Source organism: Ralstonia sp. 22086, assembly GCF_052045975.1.
Lineage (GTDB): Bacteria > Pseudomonadota > Gammaproteobacteria > Burkholderiales > Burkholderiaceae > Ralstonia > Ralstonia wenshanensis.
Window position 1 is genome coordinate 647,509 of record NZ_JBQEPZ010000002.1, and the last position, 19,938, is coordinate 667,446.

General features: G+C 64.2%; 19 protein-coding genes and 1 pseudogene. 10 read left to right on the plus strand and 10 right to left on the minus strand.

Annotated features, from left to right (window positions below):
* Nucleotides 1-430: 430 nt before the first annotated feature.
* A complete protein-coding gene (locus tag ACTJK6_RS11940; protein ID WP_322019040.1) occupies nucleotides 431-712 on the plus strand; it encodes a hypothetical protein in 282 nt (93 codons plus the stop codon).
* A 151-nt stretch (nucleotides 713-863) separates the two neighbouring features.
* Here the strand turns inward: ACTJK6_RS11940 and ACTJK6_RS11945 are convergent, their stop codons facing one another.
* The 7 genes from ACTJK6_RS11945 to ACTJK6_RS11975 all read right to left on the minus strand — a co-directional run bounded on the left by ACTJK6_RS11945 (nucleotide 864) and on the right by ACTJK6_RS11975 (nucleotide 9,419).
* A complete protein-coding gene (locus ACTJK6_RS11945; protein WP_414561797.1) occupies nucleotides 864-1,673 on the minus strand; it encodes an arylamine N-acetyltransferase family protein in 810 nt (269 codons plus the stop codon).
* A 36-nt stretch (nucleotides 1,674-1,709) separates the two neighbouring features.
* Complete coding sequence (locus ACTJK6_RS11950) at nucleotides 1,710-2,684, minus strand: helix-turn-helix domain-containing GNAT family N-acetyltransferase (protein ID WP_440839124.1); 975 nt, start codon at nucleotides 2,682-2,684, stop codon at nucleotides 1,710-1,712.
* Nucleotides 2,685-2,793: 109 nt separating this feature from the next.
* Entirely contained in the window at nucleotides 2,794-4,368 is a 1,575-nt protein-coding gene (locus ACTJK6_RS11955; RefSeq protein ID WP_440839125.1) for a methyl-accepting chemotaxis protein, read from the minus strand.
* 225 nt (nucleotides 4,369-4,593) lie between these two features.
* The gene (gene yjfF, locus ACTJK6_RS11960) at nucleotides 4,594-5,667 is read right to left on the minus strand and encodes a galactofuranose ABC transporter, permease protein YjfF (RefSeq protein WP_232039898.1); all 1,074 of its coding nucleotides are present in this window, start codon (nucleotides 5,665-5,667) and stop codon (nucleotides 4,594-4,596) included.
* The gene (locus ACTJK6_RS11965) at nucleotides 5,664-6,713 is read right to left on the minus strand and encodes an ABC transporter permease (RefSeq protein WP_322019045.1); all 1,050 of its coding nucleotides are present in this window, start codon (nucleotides 6,711-6,713) and stop codon (nucleotides 5,664-5,666) included. The genes yjfF and ACTJK6_RS11965 overlap by 4 nt, the downstream gene beginning before the upstream one ends.
* The gene (locus tag ACTJK6_RS11970) at nucleotides 6,710-8,311 is read right to left on the minus strand and encodes a sugar ABC transporter ATP-binding protein (protein ID WP_440839127.1); all 1,602 of its coding nucleotides are present in this window, start codon (nucleotides 8,309-8,311) and stop codon (nucleotides 6,710-6,712) included. The genes ACTJK6_RS11965 and ACTJK6_RS11970 overlap by 4 nt, the downstream gene beginning before the upstream one ends.
* Before the next feature lie 118 nt (nucleotides 8,312-8,429).
* Nucleotides 8,430-9,419, minus strand: a complete 990-nt coding sequence (locus ACTJK6_RS11975) for an ABC transporter substrate-binding protein (RefSeq protein ID WP_232039901.1) — start codon at nucleotides 9,417-9,419, stop codon at nucleotides 8,430-8,432.
* A 393-nt stretch (nucleotides 9,420-9,812) separates the two neighbouring features.
* Between ACTJK6_RS11975 and ACTJK6_RS11980 the strand changes: the two are divergent.
* The 5 genes and pseudogenes from ACTJK6_RS11980 to ACTJK6_RS12000 all read left to right on the plus strand — a co-directional run bounded on the left by ACTJK6_RS11980 (nucleotide 9,813) and on the right by ACTJK6_RS12000 (nucleotide 13,843).
* Nucleotides 9,813-10,606 (plus strand): annotated as a pseudogene (locus tag ACTJK6_RS11980) (GntR family transcriptional regulator).
* Nucleotides 10,603-12,327 (plus strand): fumarate reductase/succinate dehydrogenase flavoprotein subunit, encoded by a 1,725-nt coding sequence (locus ACTJK6_RS11985; RefSeq protein ID WP_440839128.1) that lies wholly within the window; start codon nucleotides 10,603-10,605, stop codon nucleotides 12,325-12,327. The pseudogene ACTJK6_RS11980 and the gene ACTJK6_RS11985 overlap by 4 nt, the downstream one beginning before the upstream one ends.
* 2 nt (nucleotides 12,328-12,329) lie before the next feature.
* The gene (locus ACTJK6_RS11990) at nucleotides 12,330-12,596 is read left to right on the plus strand and encodes a 4Fe-4S dicluster domain-containing protein (protein WP_316869736.1); all 267 of its coding nucleotides are present in this window, start codon (nucleotides 12,330-12,332) and stop codon (nucleotides 12,594-12,596) included.
* A 7-nt stretch (nucleotides 12,597-12,603) separates the two neighbouring features.
* On the plus strand, nucleotides 12,604-13,563 hold the full coding sequence (locus tag ACTJK6_RS11995; RefSeq protein ID WP_440839129.1) for a HEAT repeat domain-containing protein: 960 nt from the start codon (nucleotides 12,604-12,606) through the stop codon (nucleotides 13,561-13,563).
* Nucleotides 13,550-13,843 carry a DUF971 domain-containing protein gene (locus ACTJK6_RS12000; RefSeq protein WP_232039905.1) on the plus strand — a complete coding sequence of 98 codons (294 nt, stop codon included), beginning with the start codon at nucleotides 13,550-13,552 and terminating at the stop codon, nucleotides 13,841-13,843. Before ACTJK6_RS11995 ends, ACTJK6_RS12000 begins: the two co-directional genes overlap by 14 nt.
* Before the next feature lie 20 nt (nucleotides 13,844-13,863).
* Here ACTJK6_RS12000 and ACTJK6_RS12005 read toward each other — a convergent pair whose 3' ends face one another.
* A complete protein-coding gene (locus tag ACTJK6_RS12005; protein WP_260801434.1) occupies nucleotides 13,864-14,427 on the minus strand; it encodes a YbhB/YbcL family Raf kinase inhibitor-like protein in 564 nt (187 codons plus the stop codon).
* Between the two features lie 178 nt (nucleotides 14,428-14,605).
* Between ACTJK6_RS12005 and ACTJK6_RS12010 the strand changes: the two genes are divergently transcribed.
* Together ACTJK6_RS12010 and ACTJK6_RS12015 are read left to right on the plus strand one after the other, a co-directional pair.
* The gene (locus ACTJK6_RS12010; RefSeq protein WP_024978452.1) at nucleotides 14,606-15,166 is read left to right on the plus strand and encodes a YggT family protein; all 561 of its coding nucleotides are present in this window, start codon (nucleotides 14,606-14,608) and stop codon (nucleotides 15,164-15,166) included.
* 72 nt (nucleotides 15,167-15,238) lie between these two features.
* Nucleotides 15,239-15,421, plus strand: coding sequence for a glycine zipper 2TM domain-containing protein (locus ACTJK6_RS12015; RefSeq protein ID WP_092972145.1), 183 nt, complete (start codon nucleotides 15,239-15,241; stop codon nucleotides 15,419-15,421).
* Between the two features lie 37 nt (nucleotides 15,422-15,458).
* Here the strand turns inward: ACTJK6_RS12015 and ACTJK6_RS12020 are convergent, their stop codons facing one another.
* On the minus strand, nucleotides 15,459-16,454 hold the full coding sequence (locus tag ACTJK6_RS12020; RefSeq protein ID WP_440839130.1) for a GlxA family transcriptional regulator: 996 nt from the start codon (nucleotides 16,452-16,454) through the stop codon (nucleotides 15,459-15,461).
* Between the two features lie 134 nt (nucleotides 16,455-16,588).
* Between ACTJK6_RS12020 and ACTJK6_RS12025 the strand changes: the two genes are divergently transcribed.
* A complete protein-coding gene (locus ACTJK6_RS12025) occupies nucleotides 16,589-17,248 on the plus strand; it encodes a cysteine hydrolase family protein (RefSeq protein ID WP_343619124.1) in 660 nt (219 codons plus the stop codon).
* 4 nt (nucleotides 17,249-17,252) lie between these two features.
* On the opposite strand, the gene ACTJK6_RS12030 is transcribed toward ACTJK6_RS12025, so the two are convergent.
* On the minus strand, nucleotides 17,253-17,792 hold the full coding sequence (locus tag ACTJK6_RS12030) for a hypothetical protein (RefSeq protein WP_440839131.1): 540 nt from the start codon (nucleotides 17,790-17,792) through the stop codon (nucleotides 17,253-17,255).
* A gap of 352 nt (nucleotides 17,793-18,144) precedes the next feature.
* Here ACTJK6_RS12030 and ACTJK6_RS12035 point away from each other — a divergent pair, with 352 nt between their 5' ends.
* Entirely contained in the window at nucleotides 18,145-19,929 is a 1,785-nt protein-coding gene (locus tag ACTJK6_RS12035) for an IlvD/Edd family dehydratase (protein ID WP_440477226.1), read from the plus strand.
* Nucleotides 19,930-19,938: the final 9 nt, after the last annotated feature.

Sequence of the window (19,938 nt, forward strand, 5' to 3'; positions counted from 1 at the left end):
GGAACCCGACGCACGGCGTTCTGGACTCCACGAATGCGCTCTGATTTGGCCGCCGAGACAAACCGCAACTTGCCGCCGCTGCTCGCCACCCCTAAACTCTGTCCCGCTCGCGCAAACCAAGCGCAGCCGGGACTGCAATCCCGAAACAGAAATACCCGTGAGTGCCGTTATAGCCCTCGCGTGCCGTCGTTCGTCCCTATGGGCGGGCCCGGCAGGGAGGGCTTCGGCCCTGCCGGTTCTTTGGTATTTCTGATCGGTATTGCAGACCTTGTCGTGTGCCCGCCCACCCTCACCGGTGGGTGGCTCCTCACTCAACCAGAGGCAAGACAATGGATCAACCGACCCAAGCCGTACCCATCCCATGCGGGCATCGCCCCGCAAATTCCTGCTCCACCTGCATCGCGCAACGTCCTCCGTCCGGAGGTGCCCGATGAGCATCGACAACCCGATCCTGTATGCACAAGGCGCCCTGAGCGCGCAGGATTATCTGCGGCAGGCGCAGATGCACATGAAGATGCACCGGCAGTTCGAGCCCCATACGCTGCGTTTTCAATATCAGTTCCACGTCAAGGACAAGGCCCTCGATTACCAGGCCGGGTTCATGGACGCGATTGGGGCCTACATGCTGACCACGCTCGATGGCGTGACAGTTGACCTGTACCGGTGGGAAGTGCTGCAAGTGCTGGACCGCGTGAACCGCAAGAAGAAATAACTAAAACAGCAGTACAAGCGAACCCGCGACGGGCGGGGGCGCTAGCGGAGACCGAATTTTTTCGCAGGGAACAGTAGCCCGTTATGCAGGTAACGACGGACTCCAACAAGCCATCAGTGCAGCGGGAAATCCGGATGCCAATGATGCAGTTTCAATTCCACCCCTCCACCCCCGGCACCCGCATCCCCTCCACCTCCGGCAAGTCAATCCCAAAGTACTCAGCCAAGAGCCCACGCAATGCGCGCCGGTCTTCCAGTTCAAACCTGTGCGGCGTATTCCCGCGCCAGATCGTGGCATCCCGATTCATCACCGTCACGCGCCCTTCGTCGGTCAACGAGCGCATCAGGATGCGGTTCATGAACGGCGACGTCGGATACGTGCTCGTGTAGTGGTTCGCCATTTCAAAATCGATGGGGTAGTCCTGCTCTAGCGTGGTGACCCAGGCATCGACGGGTGTGTCACTGCGCACCTGGGCGCGGAGTGTCCAATGGTCTTTGTCGCGCACCATCCAGTGCAACTCGCCATCGACGTTGGCTTGCGTGCCATCCAGGGGCACAGGCACACGCGGGGCCAGCGAGCCAAAGCCGGGATCGACGACGAAGGTGCCTTCGGGCAGCGGCACCGTCAGAAACATGTGCGTGCGCGGTGCCTCCGTGCGCGGGAAAAGCAGGACCACGCGCGACGAGTGGCGGGTCGGCTGAAAGCCAAGCTGCTCCAGCACGGCTGCAAACAAGGTGGCGTGTTCAAAGCAGTAGCCACCGCGGCGTGCGTGAACAAGCTTGTTCTGCAGGCTTTCCAGGTCGATGCGGATGCCGCGCCCGAGCAGCACGTCGAGGTTTTCAAACGGAATGTGCCGCATGTGCGCGTGCACCAACTGCGCGAGCGTGTCGTAGTTGGGCCGGGTGCTGCCGCCCCATTGGATGCGGTTGAAGTAGGCGTCCAGGTTGAGTTGCGATGTCACGTGTTGTCTCCTTGTGCACCCGGGGGTGACGCTACGTCAGCCCGGTTTGCGGCGGCGGAATTGCTGTTCGGTTACGGTGCTGCCCCACTGCGTGCCGGCCTCTTCCTGCGTGAGTTGAAAGCCGAACGATTCGTACAGGTGGCGGGCTGCGTCCAAGCCTTTGAAGGTATTGAGGTAGGTCTCGTCAAAGCGCTCGTCGACAAAGCGCATGGCTTGCGACATGAGCTTACGGCCAATGCCGGTGCCCCGCAGTGAATCATCCACGATGAACCAGCGCAGGTGTGCAACGCGCGTGTCCGCGTTTCCGTCAATGGCGAGGGATGCAAGGCTGCGGCCGTTTTCCACGCACAGCCAAAGTGCCTTGTTGGCGTCAGGCAAGGTTTGCGCAAAGTCGGCCAGTTCCTTGGCGACGCGGCGCTCGAAGAACACGCCAAAGCCCCAGTGCTGCGCATAGAACCGGCCATGCAGGCTGGCGATGTCCCCAATGCAGCCGGGCACGTAGCCTTGCACGATCCGGGGGCCGGCATCGGCGGCGGCTTGCTCGGGCTTGTGGTCGTTGTCATCGGCCAGCGCGCTGACGTATTGCGACAGCGATGCAACCAGCCGTTGCTGATCTGCCGGGGTCAGGTGGCGCAGCGCATTGGAAACCTGCCCGGAGGCAAAGGTGTCGATCTTGCGCCGCAGTTGCTGGCCGTCTTTGGTGAGGTGCAGCTCGGAAGATCGGGCGTCGTCTGCGCAGGTGCGGCGTTCGACCAGCCCGGCGGATTCGAGCCGGGTGACCTGGCGGCTGGTGCTGGATTTGTCCAGCCGCAGGCGTTCGGCCAGGTCGCGTGCCTGGATGCCGGGCGTGCCGGCAATCTCAAGAATCGCGTGCACGGCAGACGGCGGCAGGTCGCTCTCAGCCAGCGTGTTGCGCATGAAGCCGAGTTCGCGAACGAGCTTGCGCGAAATCTCCCGCAGCTCGCGGATGGTCTGCTCGCGTGATTGCGTGGGCGCTTCAATGAAGTCCATACCGGCCTCGATTAGTTGTTTCGCGCAACCAATATAGTTGCACGAAACAACCTTTTCAAGGCGCGGCGGTGCTGCGGCGGGCAGCGCCTAAAGGGCTTGTCGCCAGTGCTCAGGCAAACGCGGGCCGGCTGGCTCCATCTGACAGACGGAATACCGACACCGCGCGGCGCAGCGTCGTCGCCTGCTCTTCCAGCGATTGCGCTGCTGCGGCGGCCTGCTCGACCAACGCGGCGTTCTGCTGTGTGACTTCGTCCATCTGCGTGACGGCCTGGTTGACCTGCTCGATACCCCGGCTTTGCTCGGCAGAGGCGGCGGCAATCTCGGCCACGATCTCCGACACGCGGCGGATGGCATCCTTCACTTCGCTCATGGTCTCGCCCACCGCAGCCGCCTGTTGCGAGCCCGCCTGCACCACGGCAACGGAGTCGCCAATCAATCCCTTGATTTCCTTGGCGGCGGAGGCCGAGCGTTGCGCAAGCGTGCGCACCTCGCTAGCGACGACGGCAAAGCCCCTGCCCTGCTCGCCGGCGCGCGCGGCTTCCACAGCGGCATTCAACGCGAGGATGTTGGTCTGGAAGGCGATGCCCTCGATCAACCCCGTGATCTCGGAAATCTTGCCCGAGCTGGTGCTGATCTGGTCAATCGTGCCGACCATGGCCTGCACGGCCTCGTAGCCTGCCTGCGCGATGGTGCTGGCGCTGGAGGCAAGGCTGTCGGCCTGAGCGGCGTTCTCGGCGTTCTGTTTCACGGTCTCGGTCAACTGCGTCATGCTCGACGCGGTTTCCTCCAGCGATGCGGCCTGCTGTTCTGTGCGGGCAGACAAATCAATGTTGCCGGCCGCAATCTCCTTGGACGCCACTGTCACGGATTCGGCCGATACCTTGATGCCACGCACCGTCTCGGTCAACTGCCGATCCATTGTGCGCAGTGCGGCGAGCAGCTCACCAAACTCGCCTTGCGTGTCGATCACGATGTTGTTTTCCAATTGCCCACCGGCAATGTGGTTGGCAACGTCCACGGCGCGGCTGAGCGGGCGAGAGATTGCGCGCAGCAGATACCAGCACATGCCCACACCCACCGCAAACCCTGCGCACACCAGCACAACGGCCATGCTGAAGATGGAGTGGTAGGTGGCTTCGCTATCGTCGACGGACAGTTTGGCCTGCTCCAGGTTGATGGCAATGTCCTTCGCGAGCAAATCGCTCACCGCTTGGCCAGAACGGGCGTGGCGGTTGATGATCTGCGCGGCCACGTCGTGCTGGCCCGCCTGCAGCGCTTCAATCGCTTCGTTCGTGGCTGTGTTGAATTGCGGCAGGGCATCGTTGACCTTGCTGGCGACATCACGTTCCTGTTCGCTCGTCACGCTGGCGGGGTAGTACTGCTTCCATGCGCCGTTGATCTGGTCCAGATCCGTGCGGATGGTGCGCACGGCCGCTGCAACTTGCGCGGCATCGTCGGTAAAGACCTGCGCGCGACGCAGTTGCAGGCGTATATCCAACTGGGCCGTCCGAAGCTCCGCAAGCTGCGCGATGGGCAGCGTGTTGCTGGTATATGCAGCGTTGATGTTGGCGTTCAGGCGCATCAGGCCCCGCACCCCAAACACACCGGTGGCGAGCAGCAGCGCCAGACACAGACCAAACGCCCCGAGCAACTTGAAGCGCACCGAATGCACGATAGACGGCATGATTTCCCCCCGACTTGTTTATCCGGAGGCACGTGCCCCGGATTTATGGATGTTCTACATCTGCATATCGGTAGGCCGCGAAATACCTTAAGTGCGTGAGGCAAAGCGCCCACATCGCGCCCTGCACCGGTGCATGCATTGCCGAGTCGAGTGCGTGAGGGGAGACATCCGAGGGCCGGCCCGCCCGAGCGACGGGCCGACTTCGAGCAGGAAGAATGCGTGCGCCTAGTTGAACGGTGGCACGGCGTGCGACTGCATGAGCATGGCCGAGGCAGGCGTGTCCTTGGCCGGTTCGTTTGACCGCTGCGCCGGCCTGTGCGGGCTGGACGGCGGCAATGACGCCCCCCGTTGCACGCGGCCCAGGAAACGCTGCATGAGGCAGAACACGCACAGCAACACCCCGATGGCAATGCGTGCCCACCAAGAGCTGAGTGTGCCGTCAAAGGTGATCAACGACTGGATGACGCCCAGCAACAGCACGCCCACCACACTGCCGCTGATGAGCCCCACACCGCCGGTGAGCAACGTGCCGCCGACCACGGTGGCGGCAATGGCATCCAGCTCCATGCCCTGCGCGTGCAGGCCGTAGCCGGAGAGCATGTAGAACGTGACCAGCACGCCGCCCAATGCCGAGCAGAAACCGCTGAGCACATAGACGAGGATGCGCGTGCGCGCCACCGGCAAGCCCATCAGCAAGGCAGAGCGTTCATTGCCGCCCAGCGCATAGACCGTGCGCCCGAAGCGGCTGCAATGTGCGAGCCACGCCGCAGCGGCAAACACCACCAGCGCAATCACCACGCTGGGCGACACGTAGTTGCCCCCGCCCACCTGGATCTTGTATTGCGACAGCGTGGTGTAGATCGGGTCGGTAATGCTGATCGAATCAATGCTGATGAGGTAGCACAGCCCCCGCGCGAGGAACATGCCGCCCAGCGTGACGATGAACGGCTGGATGCGGAACACCTGGATCAGTACGCCCATCATCAAGCCGAACAGGCACCCGACAGCCAGCACGAGCGGCACCACCACGCCAATCGACCAGCCGTGATGTTCGACCAGCGCGGCGGAGATCATGGTGGTCAGCGCCACCACCGCCCCCACTGACAGATCGATGCCGCCCGACAGAATGACGAACGTCATGCCAATGGCAACAACCATCAGGAACGCGTTGTCGATCAGCAGATTGAGAAACACCTGCACGCTGAAGAAGCCCGTGTAAGTCACGGACCCGAAGCCGAACAACAGCGCAAACAGGAACAACGTGACGTAGAACGGCAAGCGCCGTGGATTGATTCTCATGACTGCGCCCCTGCACGGCTTTGGCGTTGAAAGAACATGCCGCGAAACGCTTCCGATTGCGCCAGGCACACGGCAAACACCACCACGGCTTTCACCACGAGGTTGATCTCGGGTGGCACGCCCATGGAGTAGATCGCATAGGTGAGCGTCTGGATGATGAGCGCGCCGATCACGCTGCCCCACAGGCTGAACTTGCCGCCTGCCAGCGAGGTGCCGCCCAGCGTGACGGCCAGGATGGCGTCAAGCTCCAGCAGCAGCCCGGCGTTGTTGCCGTCCGCGCTCTTGACGTTGGAGCAGATGATGAGCCCTGCAACACCGGCCATGGCCCCGCAGAACGCGTAGATGCCAAACAGCAGTGCCTTGGTGTTCAGCCCGGCAAGCCGCGCGGCCACGGGGTTGATGCCGACGGCCTCGATAAACAGGCCCAGCGCCGTGCGATGCATCAACAGCAACAGCAGGCCCAGCACAGCGGCCGCGATGTACAGCCCGAACGGCAGCCCGAACAGATAGCCATTGCCCACGAAGAAGAACGGCTCGTAGTAGACGGTGATGATCTGCCCGCCGGTGATGAGCTGCGCCACGCCGCGACCGGCCACCATCAGGATCAGCGTGGCAATGATGGGTTGCATGCCCGCGCCCGCCACCAGCAGGCCATTCCATAGGCCGCACACCAGCGCTGCGCCCACGGCGGCCAGCAGCGCCAGCAGCAGCGGCACCTTGGTCACGTAGACGGGCAGGCCGTTCTGCACGACCAGCGTGCCGCCGATGAGCGATGCCGCAATGGCGCCGGAAATGGCCACCACCGCGCCCACCGAAATATCGATGCCACCCACGGCGATCACCAGCGTCATGCCAAGCGATACGAGCATCAGCGGCGCTGCGCGGTTGAGGATGTCGATCAGGCTGCCGTACAGGTGCCCATTACGAACGTCGAGGTGAAAGAAATGCGGGTTGAACCACGCGTTGAGCAGGCACAGCAGGAGTAGCGTCACGCACGGCCAGAACAATCGGTGGCTGGTGAGTGCGCGCAGGCGAGCGGAGTTCATGCGGCGCCTCCGGTGGTGGTGGGCTGGGTGTTGGACTGGGTGTTGGATTGGCTCGCGGGCACGTCGCCGCCTGCAATCACGTGGCACAGGTTGTCTTCCGTCACATCGGCGCCGGCCAGCTCGCCCACTTTCTTGCGATCGCGCAGGATGGCCAGCCGATGGCTTACGCGCAGCACCTCCGGTAGCTCGCTGGAGATGAACAGGATGGCCATGCCCTTGCGGCACTGCGCGGTCACCAGGTCCATGATGTCGAGCTTGGCGGCAATGTCGATGCCGCGCGTGGGCTCATCCAGGATCAGCATGGCGGGGTCGGTCGCCAGCCAGCGCGCGAGCACGGCCTTCTGCTGGTTGCCGCCCGAGAGTTGGCCGATGGGCTTTTCAGCGTCGGGCGTCTTGATGCCGAGCTGGGCGATGTACTGGTCGGCAATCTCGCGCTGGCGCTTCTTGGGCAGATAGCGGAACAGCCCACGCTTGGCCTGCAGCGCGAGGATGATGTTTTCGCGAATCGACAGCTCGGCAATGATGCCCTCGGTCTTGCGGTCTTCCGGGCAGAAGCCGATGCCCTGGCGGATGGCGTCACGCGGCGAGCTGAACTGGTGCGACTGGCCCTGCACGTTGATCGAGCCTGCGTCGTTGCGGTCTACGCCGAACAGCAGCCGCGCGGTCTCGGTGCGGCCTGAGCCCAGCAGGCCGCCAAGCCCTAGCACCTGCCCGGGGCGGACATCCAGATCGAGCGGCTGCACGACGCCGCGACGGCCCATGCCGCGCGCACTGAGGAATGCCGGCGCGGTATCGTCCACGGCCGGCACCTCGGTGCGCTCGAAGCGGCTCGCATCAATGTCGCGCCCGACCATCTTGTTGATCAGTTGCAGTTGCGGCAGATCGCGCGCGGCGTATTCGCCTTCCAACCGGCCGTTGCGCAGCACGGTAATGCGGTCGGCAATCGCGTACGTCTGCTCCAGAAAATGCGTGACGAACAACACGGCCATGCCGCGTGCCTTGAGTGTGCGGATGGCGGCAAACAGCCTGGCCACTTCGTCGTCGTCCAGGCTCGAGGTGGGCTCGTCCAGGATCAGGATGCGGGCTTCGGTCGATAGCGCGCGCGCAATCGCCACCATCTGCTGAATGGCCACCGGATACAGCGACAACGGCAGCGTCACGTCGATGTGAATGTTCAGATCAGCCAGCAATGCCTGCGCCGCCCGATTGGTGGCGCGCCAGTCGATGCTGCCCAGCCGCATCGGAAAGCGGCCGATGTGGATGTTCTCCGCCACGGTCAGGTTCGGGCAGAGGTTGACCTCCTGATACACCGTGCTGATACCGAGCTTTTGCGCTTCCAGCGGAGAACCTGGAGCGATGGGCTGACCGCCGAGGACGATCTCGCCGGCATCGGGCGCTTCAACACCAGTCAGCACCTTGATGAGCGTCGACTTGCCGGCGCCGTTCTGCCCCATCAGGGCATGCACCTCACCGGGCAACAAGCGGAAATCGACTTCGGCCAGCGCCTGCACGCCGGGAAAATTCTTGCAGATGCCGCGCATGTGCAGCAGCGCGCCGCGTGCATCTGTCGCGGCGGGTTGATCAACGTGATCCGACATGGGTGTCACCTGTTAACGTGGCGCAGCCGGCAGGGCGAGTCACCGTAACTCGCCCTGCCGGCATGCTCCACTTCAGCTAAGGGCTTGCGAACGCAATTGAGTACGCAATACGCAGTACTCAGTACTTACGGTTCGGAAACTCCTTGGCCGCCACGTCCATCGGGAAGATGCCTTCCTTGGTGACGATGCGCTTGGGCACGGTCTTGCCCGCCAGCACGGCGCGCGCGGTATCCATCAGCTGCGGCCCGAGGAGCGGGCTGCATTCCACCGTCACGTTCAGCTTGCCGGCCATCATGGCTTCAAACGCGCCCTTCACGCCGTCGATGGAAATGATGGTGATGTCCTTGCCCGGCTTCAGCCCGGCTTCTTCAATGGCCTGGATGGCGCCGATCGCCATGTCGTCGTTATGCGCGAACAGCACGTTGATCTTCTTGCCCTCGGCCTTGAGGAAGGCTTCCATCACTTCCTTGCCCTTGGCGCGCGTGAAGTCGCCCGTTTGCGAGCGGATGATCTTGTAGTGCGGGTCGGCCTTGATGATTTCTTCAAACCCGCGCTTGCGGTCGATGGCGGGCGCGGAGCCCACGGTGCCTTGCAGCTCGACGATGTTCACGTCGCCGCCCTTGGGCTTGACGTTTTCCAGCAGCCAGCGGCCCGCCTTGCGGCCTTCCTCGACGAAATCCGAACCGATGAACGTGGTGTAGAGCGAGGGGTCCTTGCTGTCGATACCGCGGTCGGTGAGGATGACCGGAATCTTGGCGGCCTTGGCCTCTTGCAGCACGGTGTCCCAACCAGATTCCACCACCGGCGAGAACGCAATGATGTCGACCTTCTGCGCGATGTACGAGCGGATCGCCTTGATCTGGTTTTCCTGCTTCTGCTGCGCGTCGGAGAACTTGAGGTTCACGCCCTGCGCCTTGGCCGTCGATTTGATGGATTCCGAATTGGCGGTGCGCCATTCGCTCTCTGCACCTACCTGGGCAAAGCCCATGGTGAACGACTTGTCAGCCGCGTGAGCCGCTGTGGTCAAGCCCGTGGCCAGCAGCACACCGGCTGCGGCCAGGAAGGTCAACACGGTCCGTCTGGCGCTCGCAGCGCTCGTTTTTTCCATCGTTTGTCTCCGTTATGGTGGAACGCAGCCGGAAACTGCCCCCGGGGCTGCGCACGTCGTCTTTGCAACGCGGTACACGAGTCAAACCCGGCATGTGGCGCCCGTCTTCCCTTGCCGGTGATTCGTGGTGAGCCATGGTATTGACAGCCTGACATGACCGTCTAATGTTTTTTTGGGGGTCAAGTGATATCCGTTTTGATATCAGAGACACGTTTGCGCATCGTGCAGCGCACCAAAATCGCGCAAGGTGACGGCACCCGTGCGGCCCATTCAGCCAGAACTGTGGCGGTGGCGCATGCCAAAAACCGAGCATGCATATCGAAAAAGCTTCGTTCCTCTGAATGCGGCTGCTTCTTAGACTGGGCGCACTTGTTATGACGAGTTCCGCGCCCGATGACGACTCTCAATCTGCACCGCCAACCGGCTCCGCCGCTCTATGAGCGCATCAAGGGCACGCTGCGCGAGGGCATTCTCAGCGGCCACTACGCGCCGGCCTCGCTGCTGCCTTCGGAAGCGGCGCTGGGCGAGCAGTTCAACGCCAGCCGCATCACCGTGCGTCAGGCACTGGCCGATCTGCAGAACGAAGGGCTGATCTTCCGCCGCCACGGAAAAGGCACGTTTGTGAGCCAGCCGAAGGCCTTTCAGAACGTGACGGCGCTGCAGGGCTTTGCCGAGGCGATGTCGGCACAAGGTCACGCCATTCGCAATCGCGTGCTGAAGTTGCGGACCGTCCCCGCACCGACCGATGTGGCGCAGTGGCGCAGGCATTGCAACTGGCGCCCGGTACGGCCGTCACGGAACTGCATCGCGTGCGGTTGCTGGACCAGTTGCCAGTTTCCCTTGAAGTGACGTGGCTGCCCGAAGCGCTGGGCAGCATCGTTGGCCGGGCGGACCTCGTCACGCGCGATGTGTTTCTTGTGCTGGAGCAGGACGCGGGCGTGGCGCTGGGCCATGCGACGCTGGCCATCGATGCGGCATTGGCTGACCACGCCACGGCCGCCGCGCTCGACACAGGCGCAGGCGCGGCACTGCTGCGCGTGGAACGCCTGACGCATGACGCACGAGGCGCGCCCATCGACTTTGAGCGCCTCTATTTTCGCGGCGACGCCTTCCAGTACCGGCTCCGGCTGGATCGGCAGGTGGCGGCGCGTGCGCAATCCATCCTTCCCCTGCAAGGCACTGTATGAACACGTTGGAACTGGACTACGACCTCGTCGTCGTGGGCGGCGGCACGGCCGGCCCGATGGCGGCCATCAAGGCAAAAGAGCGCAACCCCGCACTGCGTGTGCTGTTGATCGACAAGGCGCATGTGAAGCGCAGCGGCGCCATCTCGATGGGCATGGACGGGCTGAACAATGCGGTCATTCCCGGGCATGCCACGCCGGAGCAATACACGCGCGAGATCACGCTGGCCAACGATGGCATCGTCGATCAATCGGCCGTGTACGCGTATGCACAGCACAGCTTTGCCACCATCGAACAGCTCGACCGCTGGGGCGTGAAGTTCGAGAAGGACGAAACCGGCGACTACGCCGTCAAGAAAGTCCATCACATGGGAAGCTACGTGCTGCCGATGCCCGAGGGGCACGACATCAAGAAGGTGCTGTATCGGCAGCTCAAGCGTGCCCGGGTGGAGATCACGAACCGCATCGTCGTCACGCGTGTGCTGACGGATGCCGATGGCGCGGCCTGCGGCGTGCTCGGCTTCGATTGCCGCACGGCAGATTTCCTCGTGGTGCGCGCAAAGGCCGTGGTGCTGAGCTGCGGCGCCGCCGGGCGGCTTGGCCTGCCGGCTTCCGGCTATCTGATGGGCACGTACGAGAACCCCACCAACGCCGGCGATGGCTATGCGATGGCGTATCACGCGGGCGCGGAGCTTTCCAATCTGGAATGCTTCCAGATCAACCCGCTCATCAAGGATTACAACGGCCCCGCCTGCGCGTATGTGACCGGCCCGCTGGGCGGCTACACAGCCAACGCGCGCGGTGAACGCTTCATCCAGTGCGACTACTGGAGCGGCCAGATGATGTGGGAGTTCTATCAGGAGCTGCAGGGCGGCAAGGGGCCGGTGTTTCTCAAGCTCGACCACCTGGCCGAAGAAACCATCCAGACCATCGAGACCATCCTGCACACCAACGAGCGCCCCAGCCGTGGCCGCTTCCATGCAGGGCGCGACACCGATTACCGCACGCAGATGGTGGAGATGCACATCTCGGAAATCGGCTTCTGCAGCGGGCACAGCGCCTCGGGCGTATACGTGAATGCGCGCGCGGAAACCACCGTGCCAGGCCTTTACGCGGCGGGCGACATGGCCGCCGTGCCGCACAACTACATGCTCGGCGCGTTCACGTATGGCTGGTTTGCGGGGCAGAACGCGGCGGACTACATCGCCGGCCGGCAAGGCAGCGTCCGCCCCGATGGCGGACAGATCAAACGCGAACATGCGCGCATCTTTGCGCCGCTGCAACGCGACCACGGTCTGGCCCCCGCGCAGGTGGAATACAAGCTGCGCCGCATGGTGAACGATTACCTGCAGCCGCCCAAGGTCACGCGCAAGATGGAAATCGGCCTGCGCCGCTTCGACGAGATTGCCGAAGACATCACGCACCTGCACGCGCGCAACCCGCACGAGCTGATGCGCGCAATGGAAGTCAGCTTCATCCGCGATTGCGCTGAGATGGCCGCGCGCGCCTCGCTCTTCCGCACCGAGAGCCGCTGGGGCCTGTATCACCATCGCGTGGACTATCCCGAACGCGACGACGCCAACTGGTTCTGCCACACGCGCTTATACAAGGACGCACATGGCGTCATGGCCAGCCGCAAGCAGGCTGTTGAACCGTACGTCATCCCTGTCGATGCGCTTGGCACCGATTCCTACGCGCAGATGCGCATTCCGAAGGCTGCATGACCATGCAACAGACGACCGTTCAGTTCACCCACACGCCGCACGACATCGCCTCGCGCAGCAGCGCGCCCGTCACCATCGACGAAGCCAAGTGCATTGCCGACAAGGGCTGCACCGTGTGCGTCGACGTCTGCCCGCTCGACCTGCTCGCCATCGACCTGACCAAGGGCAAGGCCTTCATGCAATTCGACGAATGCTGGTACTGCATGCCCTGCGAGCAGGACTGCCCGACCGGCGCGGTGAAGGTCGACATCCCGTATCTGCTGCGTTGAGGTGGCAATGACGACAACCCTCCTGGCGCGCCTGCACGACGCAGACGCCGCCACCCGCCGCATCGCCCTCCTCCAGCTTGCAGATGAAGAGGATGCCGACGCCCTTCCCGATGTGATCACGCTACTTGCGCAGGACCCCTCGCCGGAAGTCCGCCTGGAAGCCGCGCGCATCCTGGCGACGTGGGAACAGCCGGTTACGGTAGCCGCACTCGCCCGCGCGTTGGAAGACGTGGATGGCACCGTGCGTGAGGCCGCGGCAATCGGCATCGCGGATTTGAAATCGCCCGACTCCGCGCCCGCGCTGCTGCCTTACGTGGAACACGCAAGCGCCTTTGTACGCGCCGCTGCGTTGCGCGGGCTGCGTGAGTTGCGCGTGCCTGCAAGCGAAGCGCCCGCACTGCACGCTCTGCAAGACGCCGACGCCGCCGTGCGCCGCGAGGCCGTTGCAGTGCTCGGCTGGCGCAAGCATGTGGGCGCATTGCCTGCGCTGGCGGAACGCGCACGTCATGACGCGGATGTCGACGTGCGCCGTGCCGCAGTCGGCGCGCTCGGCCTTGCGACCGATGCCGCCGTGCTGCCCGCGCTGCTCGATGCGCTGCACGACACCGCCTGGCGCGTGCGTGAGGAGAGCGCCAACACCCTCGGCAAGCTGCGGGCGCTCGCTCCCGATGCGCATGTCACGCAGGCGTTGGTCGAAGTGCTGGCCGATGCGTATTGGCAAGTCCGCCTGCATGCAGCCCGCGCGCTCGGCCGTTGGCGTGCTGCGCATGCTGTTAACGTGCTCGCCGCGTTGCTCACGCACCCGATCAGCAATCTGCGCAAGGAAGCCGCGCTCGCCTTGGGCGAAATCGGCGAAGCCGCTGCCCTGCCCGCCCTGCACAGCGCAGAAACCGACAGCGACCCGGAGGTCGTCAAGGCCGTGCGGATCGCATTGACACAGATCGAGATCGCCCGTGCTGCCGCCTGAGCGCATCGACAACGACATCGCACAAGGCCGGCTGCGGCTGCACTGGGCAGATGCCGTCGTCACACTCGACCACGCGGCGTTGCGCGGGGCGTGCCGCTGCGCGGAGTGCCAGTTCAAACGCCATCACGGCACGCCGATCAACGTGCCGGCCGCCGTGCGCGTTACCGCCGTCGAGCCCGCTGGTTACGGCGTGCAACTGGTGTTCAGCGATGGGCATGCGCGCGGCATCTATCCGTGGGCGTATCTGGCGGAGTTGGCCGCAACTGCAGCGCCGGGCTGACGTTGGCGGCCTCGCATCCATCAGAAGTTGCCGAACCTACCAATCCAGGCGGCGGCGCCTTTGCTGTGCCCCTTGATTGCCGCATCCAGTTCAGCGCGCGTAAGCCCATTGGGCAGCGCGTCCGGCGCCAGATCGGTGGCGATCAGCACAAAGACGTAGTGGTGCATGCCCGTGCCCTTGGGCGGACACGGCCCAAGGTACGCTGGCTTGCCGATGGCGTTCTGGCCCATGCGCAAGGCACCGCCGGTGCCGGCACCTTCCGGCAGGCTCGTCTGCGTAGCGGGAATGCCATAGACCATCCAGTGGTTCACGCCCAGGCCACCGGCGCCCTGCGGGTCGGTTGCGATCAGCACGAGGCTGTTGGTGCCGGCCGGCACGTTGGACCAGTGCAGCGGCGGCGAGACGTTCTCGCCCGTGCAATTGGCGTTAGCCGGGTTCTTCCCGGCGTATTTGCGGTCCATGACGCCGTTGTCGGCAAAGGCAGACGATTCGACGGTGAACGTGGTATCGGCCTGCGCATACACGTGCGGCACGGCAGACAGGCACGCCAGCGACAACAACGCGCGAAACAGGGTTTGCTTCAAGGCAGGTCTCCTGGCAGGAAAGACAGCGAACGGGCATCACAATACGCGAATGCGCCGCCCGCGCGCAGGGGCACAGCCGCACAGAGGGTCGTCAGATTGACGTGCGACAATACCGCGCCCCAGCGCGCCGCGTTCGCCGCGCGCTTTTGCCAGACCTGACCATAGGAGAACCGGACGCATGTTCGGCGATATCACGCGTTTTCTGCTCGACACGATCTTCTCGCTCTTTGGCGCCGCACTGCTGTTGCGCGCCTGGACGCAAGCGGTGCGGCTGTCGCCGCGCAATCCGCTGTCGCAGGCGATCTTCCAGTTGACCGGCTGGCTGGTGCACCCGCTGCGCCGCGTGATTCCGGCCACGGGCTATATCGATTGGTCGTCGCTGGTGGCAGCCTATGCCACGGCACTTGTGTATCTGTTCCTGCTGCTGGCATCGGTGGGCGTGAGCCCGATGGCGCTCGTGCCGATGGGCTTTGTGGCGGCGCTCTTTACGGTGCTCAAGTGGGCGTTCAACGTGCTGGTGTGGGTGACCATTGCTTCGGCCGTCCTGTCGTGGATGGGGCCGGCATCGCCCATGGGCGCGGTGCTCAACACGCTGGTCGACCCGCTGTTGCGCCCGATCCGCCGCGTGGTGCCGCCGCTGGGCGGGCGGCTGGATCTGTCTCCGCTGATCCTGCTGGTGATTGCGCAGGTGATCGTGATCGCGCTGTCGCATCTGTCGCTCTCGCCATTGTTCATGTGAGCGCGGCACGGGGCTTGCTCGACTGAGGGATATGCCGGCCGCTGCATATGGCCGGCGACTCAGGAGGACATCATGAACGCATGGAAAACAGCGCTGGTGTGCGCAATTGCCGTGCTGGCTCCCACGCTCACGGCGTGCACGGCAGGTGGCGCGGTAGCAGGCGGGGTGGCCGGCCACGAACTCACGCATAGCACGGCCGGAACGATCGGGGGTGCCGCAGCAGGCGCCGTCATCGGCCACGAGCTGAGCAAGTAAACAAAACACCACAGCGGCTGACCAGCCGCTTTTTTTTTTAGGCCTGCGCAAACATGGCGCGGTAGGCACTGGGCGATGTGTGATATGTCCGGCTGAAATGCTGCCGCAGCGATACCGCGCTGCCGAATCCCGCCAGTTGCGCAATCGCTTCGACCGGCTGGCGCGTGGTCTCCAGCATGCGCTGCGCATAGGCCAGACGCTGCCCCAGCAACCATTGGCCGACGGTGGTGCCCGTCAGCTCACGAAAGCGCCGCGTGAAATTGCGCCGGCTCATGGCCGCGCGCTCGGCCAGCGAATCGAGCGAATGTGGCTCCGCGAGGTTAGCCACCGTCCAGTTCAACAGATCCGACAGGCGATCGCCGCCGGGCGCGTCGTGCAACGGTTGCTCGATGTACTGCGCCTGGCCGCCCTGCCGGTGCGGCGCCACCACCAGCCGCCGTGCGATGCGGTTGGCCACCTCCGCGCCATGCCAACGGCGGACCAGATGCAGGCAGCAGTCCAGCCCGGCGGCCGTGCCTGCAGATGTCACCAGACGGCCGTCGGCAGCGTCCAGATACAGCACATCGGGCACCAGCTTCACACGCGGGTAGCGCTGCGAAAACGCATCGGCAGCACTCCAATGCGTGGTCGCTTCATGGCCGTCGAGCACGCCAGCTTCGGCCAGCACAAACGCGCCCAGGCACAGGCCGACCACCGTGGCACCGCGCGCGTAGGCGTCGCGCACCGCATTCACCATCGCCGCCGGCGGGCGCTCTTTCGTGTCGCGCCAGGACGGCACGATCAGCACGTCGGCGTGGGCTGCGTCTTCGAGCGTGAGATCGGTCTGCACGGCAAGCCCGGCCGTGGTCCGCAGGCCGCCCTTTCTGGCGGGTTCGCCGGCACAGATCCGCAGGTTGTAGGACGGCAGCCCCGCCCAGATGCGGTCTTCAAACACAAGACATGGAACGGACAGGTGAAACGGGCTGATGTCATTGAAGGCCAGAACGGCGATTTCCCGGGGATGCTGGGGATGCTGGGGATGCTGGGGTTTCATACAGGCTCCGCGCTTTGGCCCGATTCTTTCGATAAACGTCTTCCGGGCCACTATCGGGAAGGATAGCCATCCGCGAAGATGCTGTCCACGGGCTCACGCAAATGCCCGATCCAACCGACCTTGAGGAGTCAGCCATGACCACGAACCACGCCCCGAAGCGCGCCCTGATCGTCATCGATGTGCAGAACGAATATTTCACCGGCGGCCTGCCGATCGAGTATCCGGACCCGCAGCAGACGGTGGCCAACGTTGGTGCCGCCATGGATGCCGCACGCGAGGCGGGCATTCCGGTGATCGTCGTGCAGCAAACGTCTCCGGTCAGCTCGCCGCTGTTTGCCATCGACACCGACGGCTGGCAACTGCACCCGGTGGTGGCATCACGCCCGCATGACCACTATCTGCGCAAACTGCTGCCGAGCGCCTATCCGGAGACGGACCTGGCGCAATGGCTGGAAGCACGCGGCATCGATACGCTTACCGTGGTCGGCTACATGACCCACAACTGCGATGCGTCGACCATCAACCACGCCCTGCACAACGGCACGGCGGTGGAGTTCCTGCACGATGCATCAGGCGCCGTGCCGTATCAGAACCAGGCAGGCTTTGCGAGTGCGGAAGAGATCCACCGCGTGTTCAGCGTGGTGCTGCAGTCGCGCTTTGCGGCGGTGATGTCGACCCAGGAATGGGTGCACAGCGTGAAGACCGGCGCGGTGCCCGTGCGCGACAACATCTATAAGTCGAATCAGCGGGCGCGGGGGTTGCTCAAGGATGACGTGGCGCAACGGGCAGCCTGAACGATCAGCCGGCCACGCCCTCTTCGGCCGGCAGAAACCCGCGAAACGACACTTCCACCTGTTCCACCATCGACGCCGATGTGGCTTCGCGCAGCGCCGCCAGCAATGCATCGAACGCGCTTTCCACGGAAGCGCGGTCGGTGGCCTGGACCAGGCGCTGGCGGACCGGATGTTCGGCCGAACTGAATGTGCGCGCCGCAATGTCCATCAGATACATGCGCGCTGCCGCCAGCGAACGCTTGCGCGCCGGAGCGGCAGAGGCAGCGGGCCTGGGCGTCTCGGGCCGCGGCACGTCCACTTGAACGAAGAGCTGCTCGCCGGCAGCCTCGGTTGCACGCTGAATGAACCCTGCCTGCATCAGCTCGAACACGGCCTTCGCCTCCAGGCCGAGCTGGCCGGCTCGCACGGCAAGGTCCTCACCGGTGACTTGCCCATCCACCATGATGAGCAACGCGCGGCTTGAACGACCGAGCGCGCCGCTGCGCGTGGCGATTTCCCGCCGCCCCGCATCTGTCTTTTCGAATCGTGCAGATAACCCCTGCATGGCAGCCCCCTATCCTCCCCCGAAGATCGGCACAACATAGGGCGGGTTGTTTGCAGAATCGTGAAACCGGGGCGGCTTTCCCTCGGCGGCAAACGGCAAACGCTTGCACTCAGATGGATGTCGGCAAATCCAGACACCCTCCCCGGAAGTGGGGCTGACAACGCGCACGCATCATTGATATGGCACGCCTGAGCGTGGCCCGACACTGCTTCGGGAGCCCGCTCTTGCCTGCATCCGCTTCCGCCTCTACCATGCGTTGTTATCGGTAACAAAATTGACGCGCAAACCGTCGATAACCACCACGCCGATTCCCCGCAGAGGGAACCCTGCTCCACATAACAACCGAGACACCATGCCCGCCCAACCTCCACGCAGACTGCGCAGCCAGCTTTGGTTCGACGATCCGAACCACGCAGACATGACTGCCCTCTATGTCGAACGCTTCATGAACTACGGCCTGACACGCGAAGAGCTGCAGTCGGGCCGGCCGATCATCGGCATTGCACAAACGGGTAGCGACCTCGCGCCGTGCAACCGGCACCACCTTGAGCTGGCACAGCGTGTGAAGGCCGGCATACGCGACGCGGGCGGCATCCCGATGGAATTTCCCGTTCACCCGCTGGCAGAGCAAAGCCGCCGCCCAACTGCCGCGCTCGACCGCAATCTCGCCTATCTCGGTCTGGTCGAGATCCTGCACGGCTTCCCGCTTGACGGCGTTGTGCTGACCACCGGTTGCGACAAGACCACGCCCGCCTGCCTGATGGCCGCCGCCACGGTCGACCTGCCAGCCATCGTCCTGTCTGGCGGGCCGATGCTGGATGGTTGGCACGAGGGCAAACGGGTCGGCTCCGGCACCGTCATCTGGCATGCACGCAACCGACTGGCTGCCGGCGACATCGACTACGAAGGCTTCATGGAGCTGACCACCGCGTCGTCGCCATCAATCGGCCACTGCAACACGATGGGCACCGCGCTGTCGATGAACAGCCTGGCCGAAGCGCTGGGCATGTCGCTGCCCGGGTGCGCCAGCATTCCGGCGGCGTATCGGGAGCGTGGGCAGATGGCCTATACCACCGGCAAGCGCATCGTCGACCTCGTGCGCGAAGACATCCGCCCCTCGAAGATCATGACGCGCGCGGCGTTTGAGAACGCCATCATGGTGGCCTCGGCGCTTGGCGCGTCGACCAACTGCCCGCCTCACCTCATCGCCATTGCACGCCACATGGGCCTGGAACTGAGCCTCGAAGACTGGCAGCGCCACGGAGAATCGGTGCCGCTGCTGGTGAACTGCATGCCGGCGGGCGAATACCTGGGTGAGAGCTTCCACCGCTCGGGCGGCGTGCCCGCCGTGTTGCGCCAGCTGGACGCGGGCGGATTGCTGCGGCGCGATTGCGCCACCGTGTCTGGCCGTACGATCGGCGCGATTGCCGATGCCGCCCCCGACGCCGACCGCGATGTGATTTTTCCTGTGGACGCGCCGCTCAAGCATCGCGCCGGCTTCATCGTGCTGTCGGGCAACTTCTTTGACAGCGCCATCATGAAGATGTCGGTAGTGGGCGAGGCGTTCCGGCAGACCTACCTGAGCGAACCCGGCGCGGAAAATGTTTTCGAGACGCGCGCGATCGTCTTCGATGGCCCAGAGGACTATCACGCCCGCATCAACGATCCGGCGCTCGAGATTGACGAGCGCTGCATCCTCGTCATCCGTGGCTGCGGAACGGTCGGCTATCCAGGCAGTGCGGAGGTCGTCAACATGGCGCCGCCGGCGGCGCTCGTTAAGCAAGGGATCGAATCGCTGCCGTGCATGGGCGATGGCCGGCAGAGCGGCACCTCGGCAAGCCCGTCCATTTTGAACATGTCGCCGGAGGCGGCCGCGGGTGGGGGCTTGGCGCTGCTGCGCACGGGCGATCGCATCCGCGTGGACCTCAACGCGCGCAAGGTCGATGTACTGCTCGACGCGGAAGAGCTTGAGCGCCGCCGCGAAACCGCAACGTTCAGCGTGCCGCAGTCGCAAACGCCTTGGCAGGAACTCTATCGGCAGTTCGTCGGGCAGCTTTCAACGGGCGGATGTTTGGAACCGGCGACGCTGTACTTGAATGTGATCGAGACACGCGGCAATCCGCGGCACTCGCATTGACGCTGCACA

Bases quoted from the DNA above. Each gene is read 5' to 3' on its own strand.
- ACTJK6_RS12025 (WP_343619124.1), top strand. From the start codon at position 16,589: ATGACCACGAACCACGCCCCGAAGCGCGCCCTGATCGTCATCGATGTG.
- ACTJK6_RS11950 (WP_440839124.1), bottom strand. From the start codon at position 2,684: ATGGACTTCATTGAAGCGCCCACGCAATCACGCGAGCAGACCATCCGC.
- ACTJK6_RS11955 (WP_440839125.1), bottom strand. From the start codon at position 4,368: ATGCCGTCTATCGTGCATTCGGTGCGCTTCAAGTTGCTCGGGGCGTTT.
- ACTJK6_RS11985 (WP_440839128.1), top strand. From the start codon at position 10,603: ATGAACACGTTGGAACTGGACTACGACCTCGTCGTCGTGGGCGGCGGC.
- ACTJK6_RS11975 (WP_232039901.1), bottom strand. From the start codon at position 9,419: ATGGAAAAAACGAGCGCTGCGAGCGCCAGACGGACCGTGTTGACCTTC.
- yjfF (WP_232039898.1), bottom strand. From the start codon at position 5,667: ATGAGAATCAATCCACGGCGCTTGCCGTTCTACGTCACGTTGTTCCTG.
- ACTJK6_RS11995 (WP_440839129.1), top strand. From the start codon at position 12,604: ATGACGACAACCCTCCTGGCGCGCCTGCACGACGCAGACGCCGCCACC.
- ACTJK6_RS11990 (WP_316869736.1), top strand. From the start codon at position 12,330: ATGCAACAGACGACCGTTCAGTTCACCCACACGCCGCACGACATCGCC.
- ACTJK6_RS11970 (WP_440839127.1), bottom strand. From the start codon at position 8,311: ATGTCGGATCACGTTGATCAACCCGCCGCGACAGATGCACGCGGCGCG.
- ACTJK6_RS12015 (WP_092972145.1), top strand. From the start codon at position 15,239: ATGAACGCATGGAAAACAGCGCTGGTGTGCGCAATTGCCGTGCTGGCT.
- ACTJK6_RS12035 (WP_440477226.1), top strand. From the start codon at position 18,145: ATGCCCGCCCAACCTCCACGCAGACTGCGCAGCCAGCTTTGGTTCGAC.
- ACTJK6_RS12020 (WP_440839130.1), bottom strand. From the start codon at position 16,454: ATGAAACCCCAGCATCCCCAGCATCCCCAGCATCCCCGGGAAATCGCC.
- ACTJK6_RS12030 (WP_440839131.1), bottom strand. From the start codon at position 17,792: ATGCAGGGGTTATCTGCACGATTCGAAAAGACAGATGCGGGGCGGCGG.
- ACTJK6_RS12010 (WP_024978452.1), top strand. From the start codon at position 14,606: ATGTTCGGCGATATCACGCGTTTTCTGCTCGACACGATCTTCTCGCTC.
- ACTJK6_RS11965 (WP_322019045.1), bottom strand. From the start codon at position 6,713: ATGAACTCCGCTCGCCTGCGCGCACTCACCAGCCACCGATTGTTCTGG.
- ACTJK6_RS11940 (WP_322019040.1), top strand. From the start codon at position 431: ATGAGCATCGACAACCCGATCCTGTATGCACAAGGCGCCCTGAGCGCG.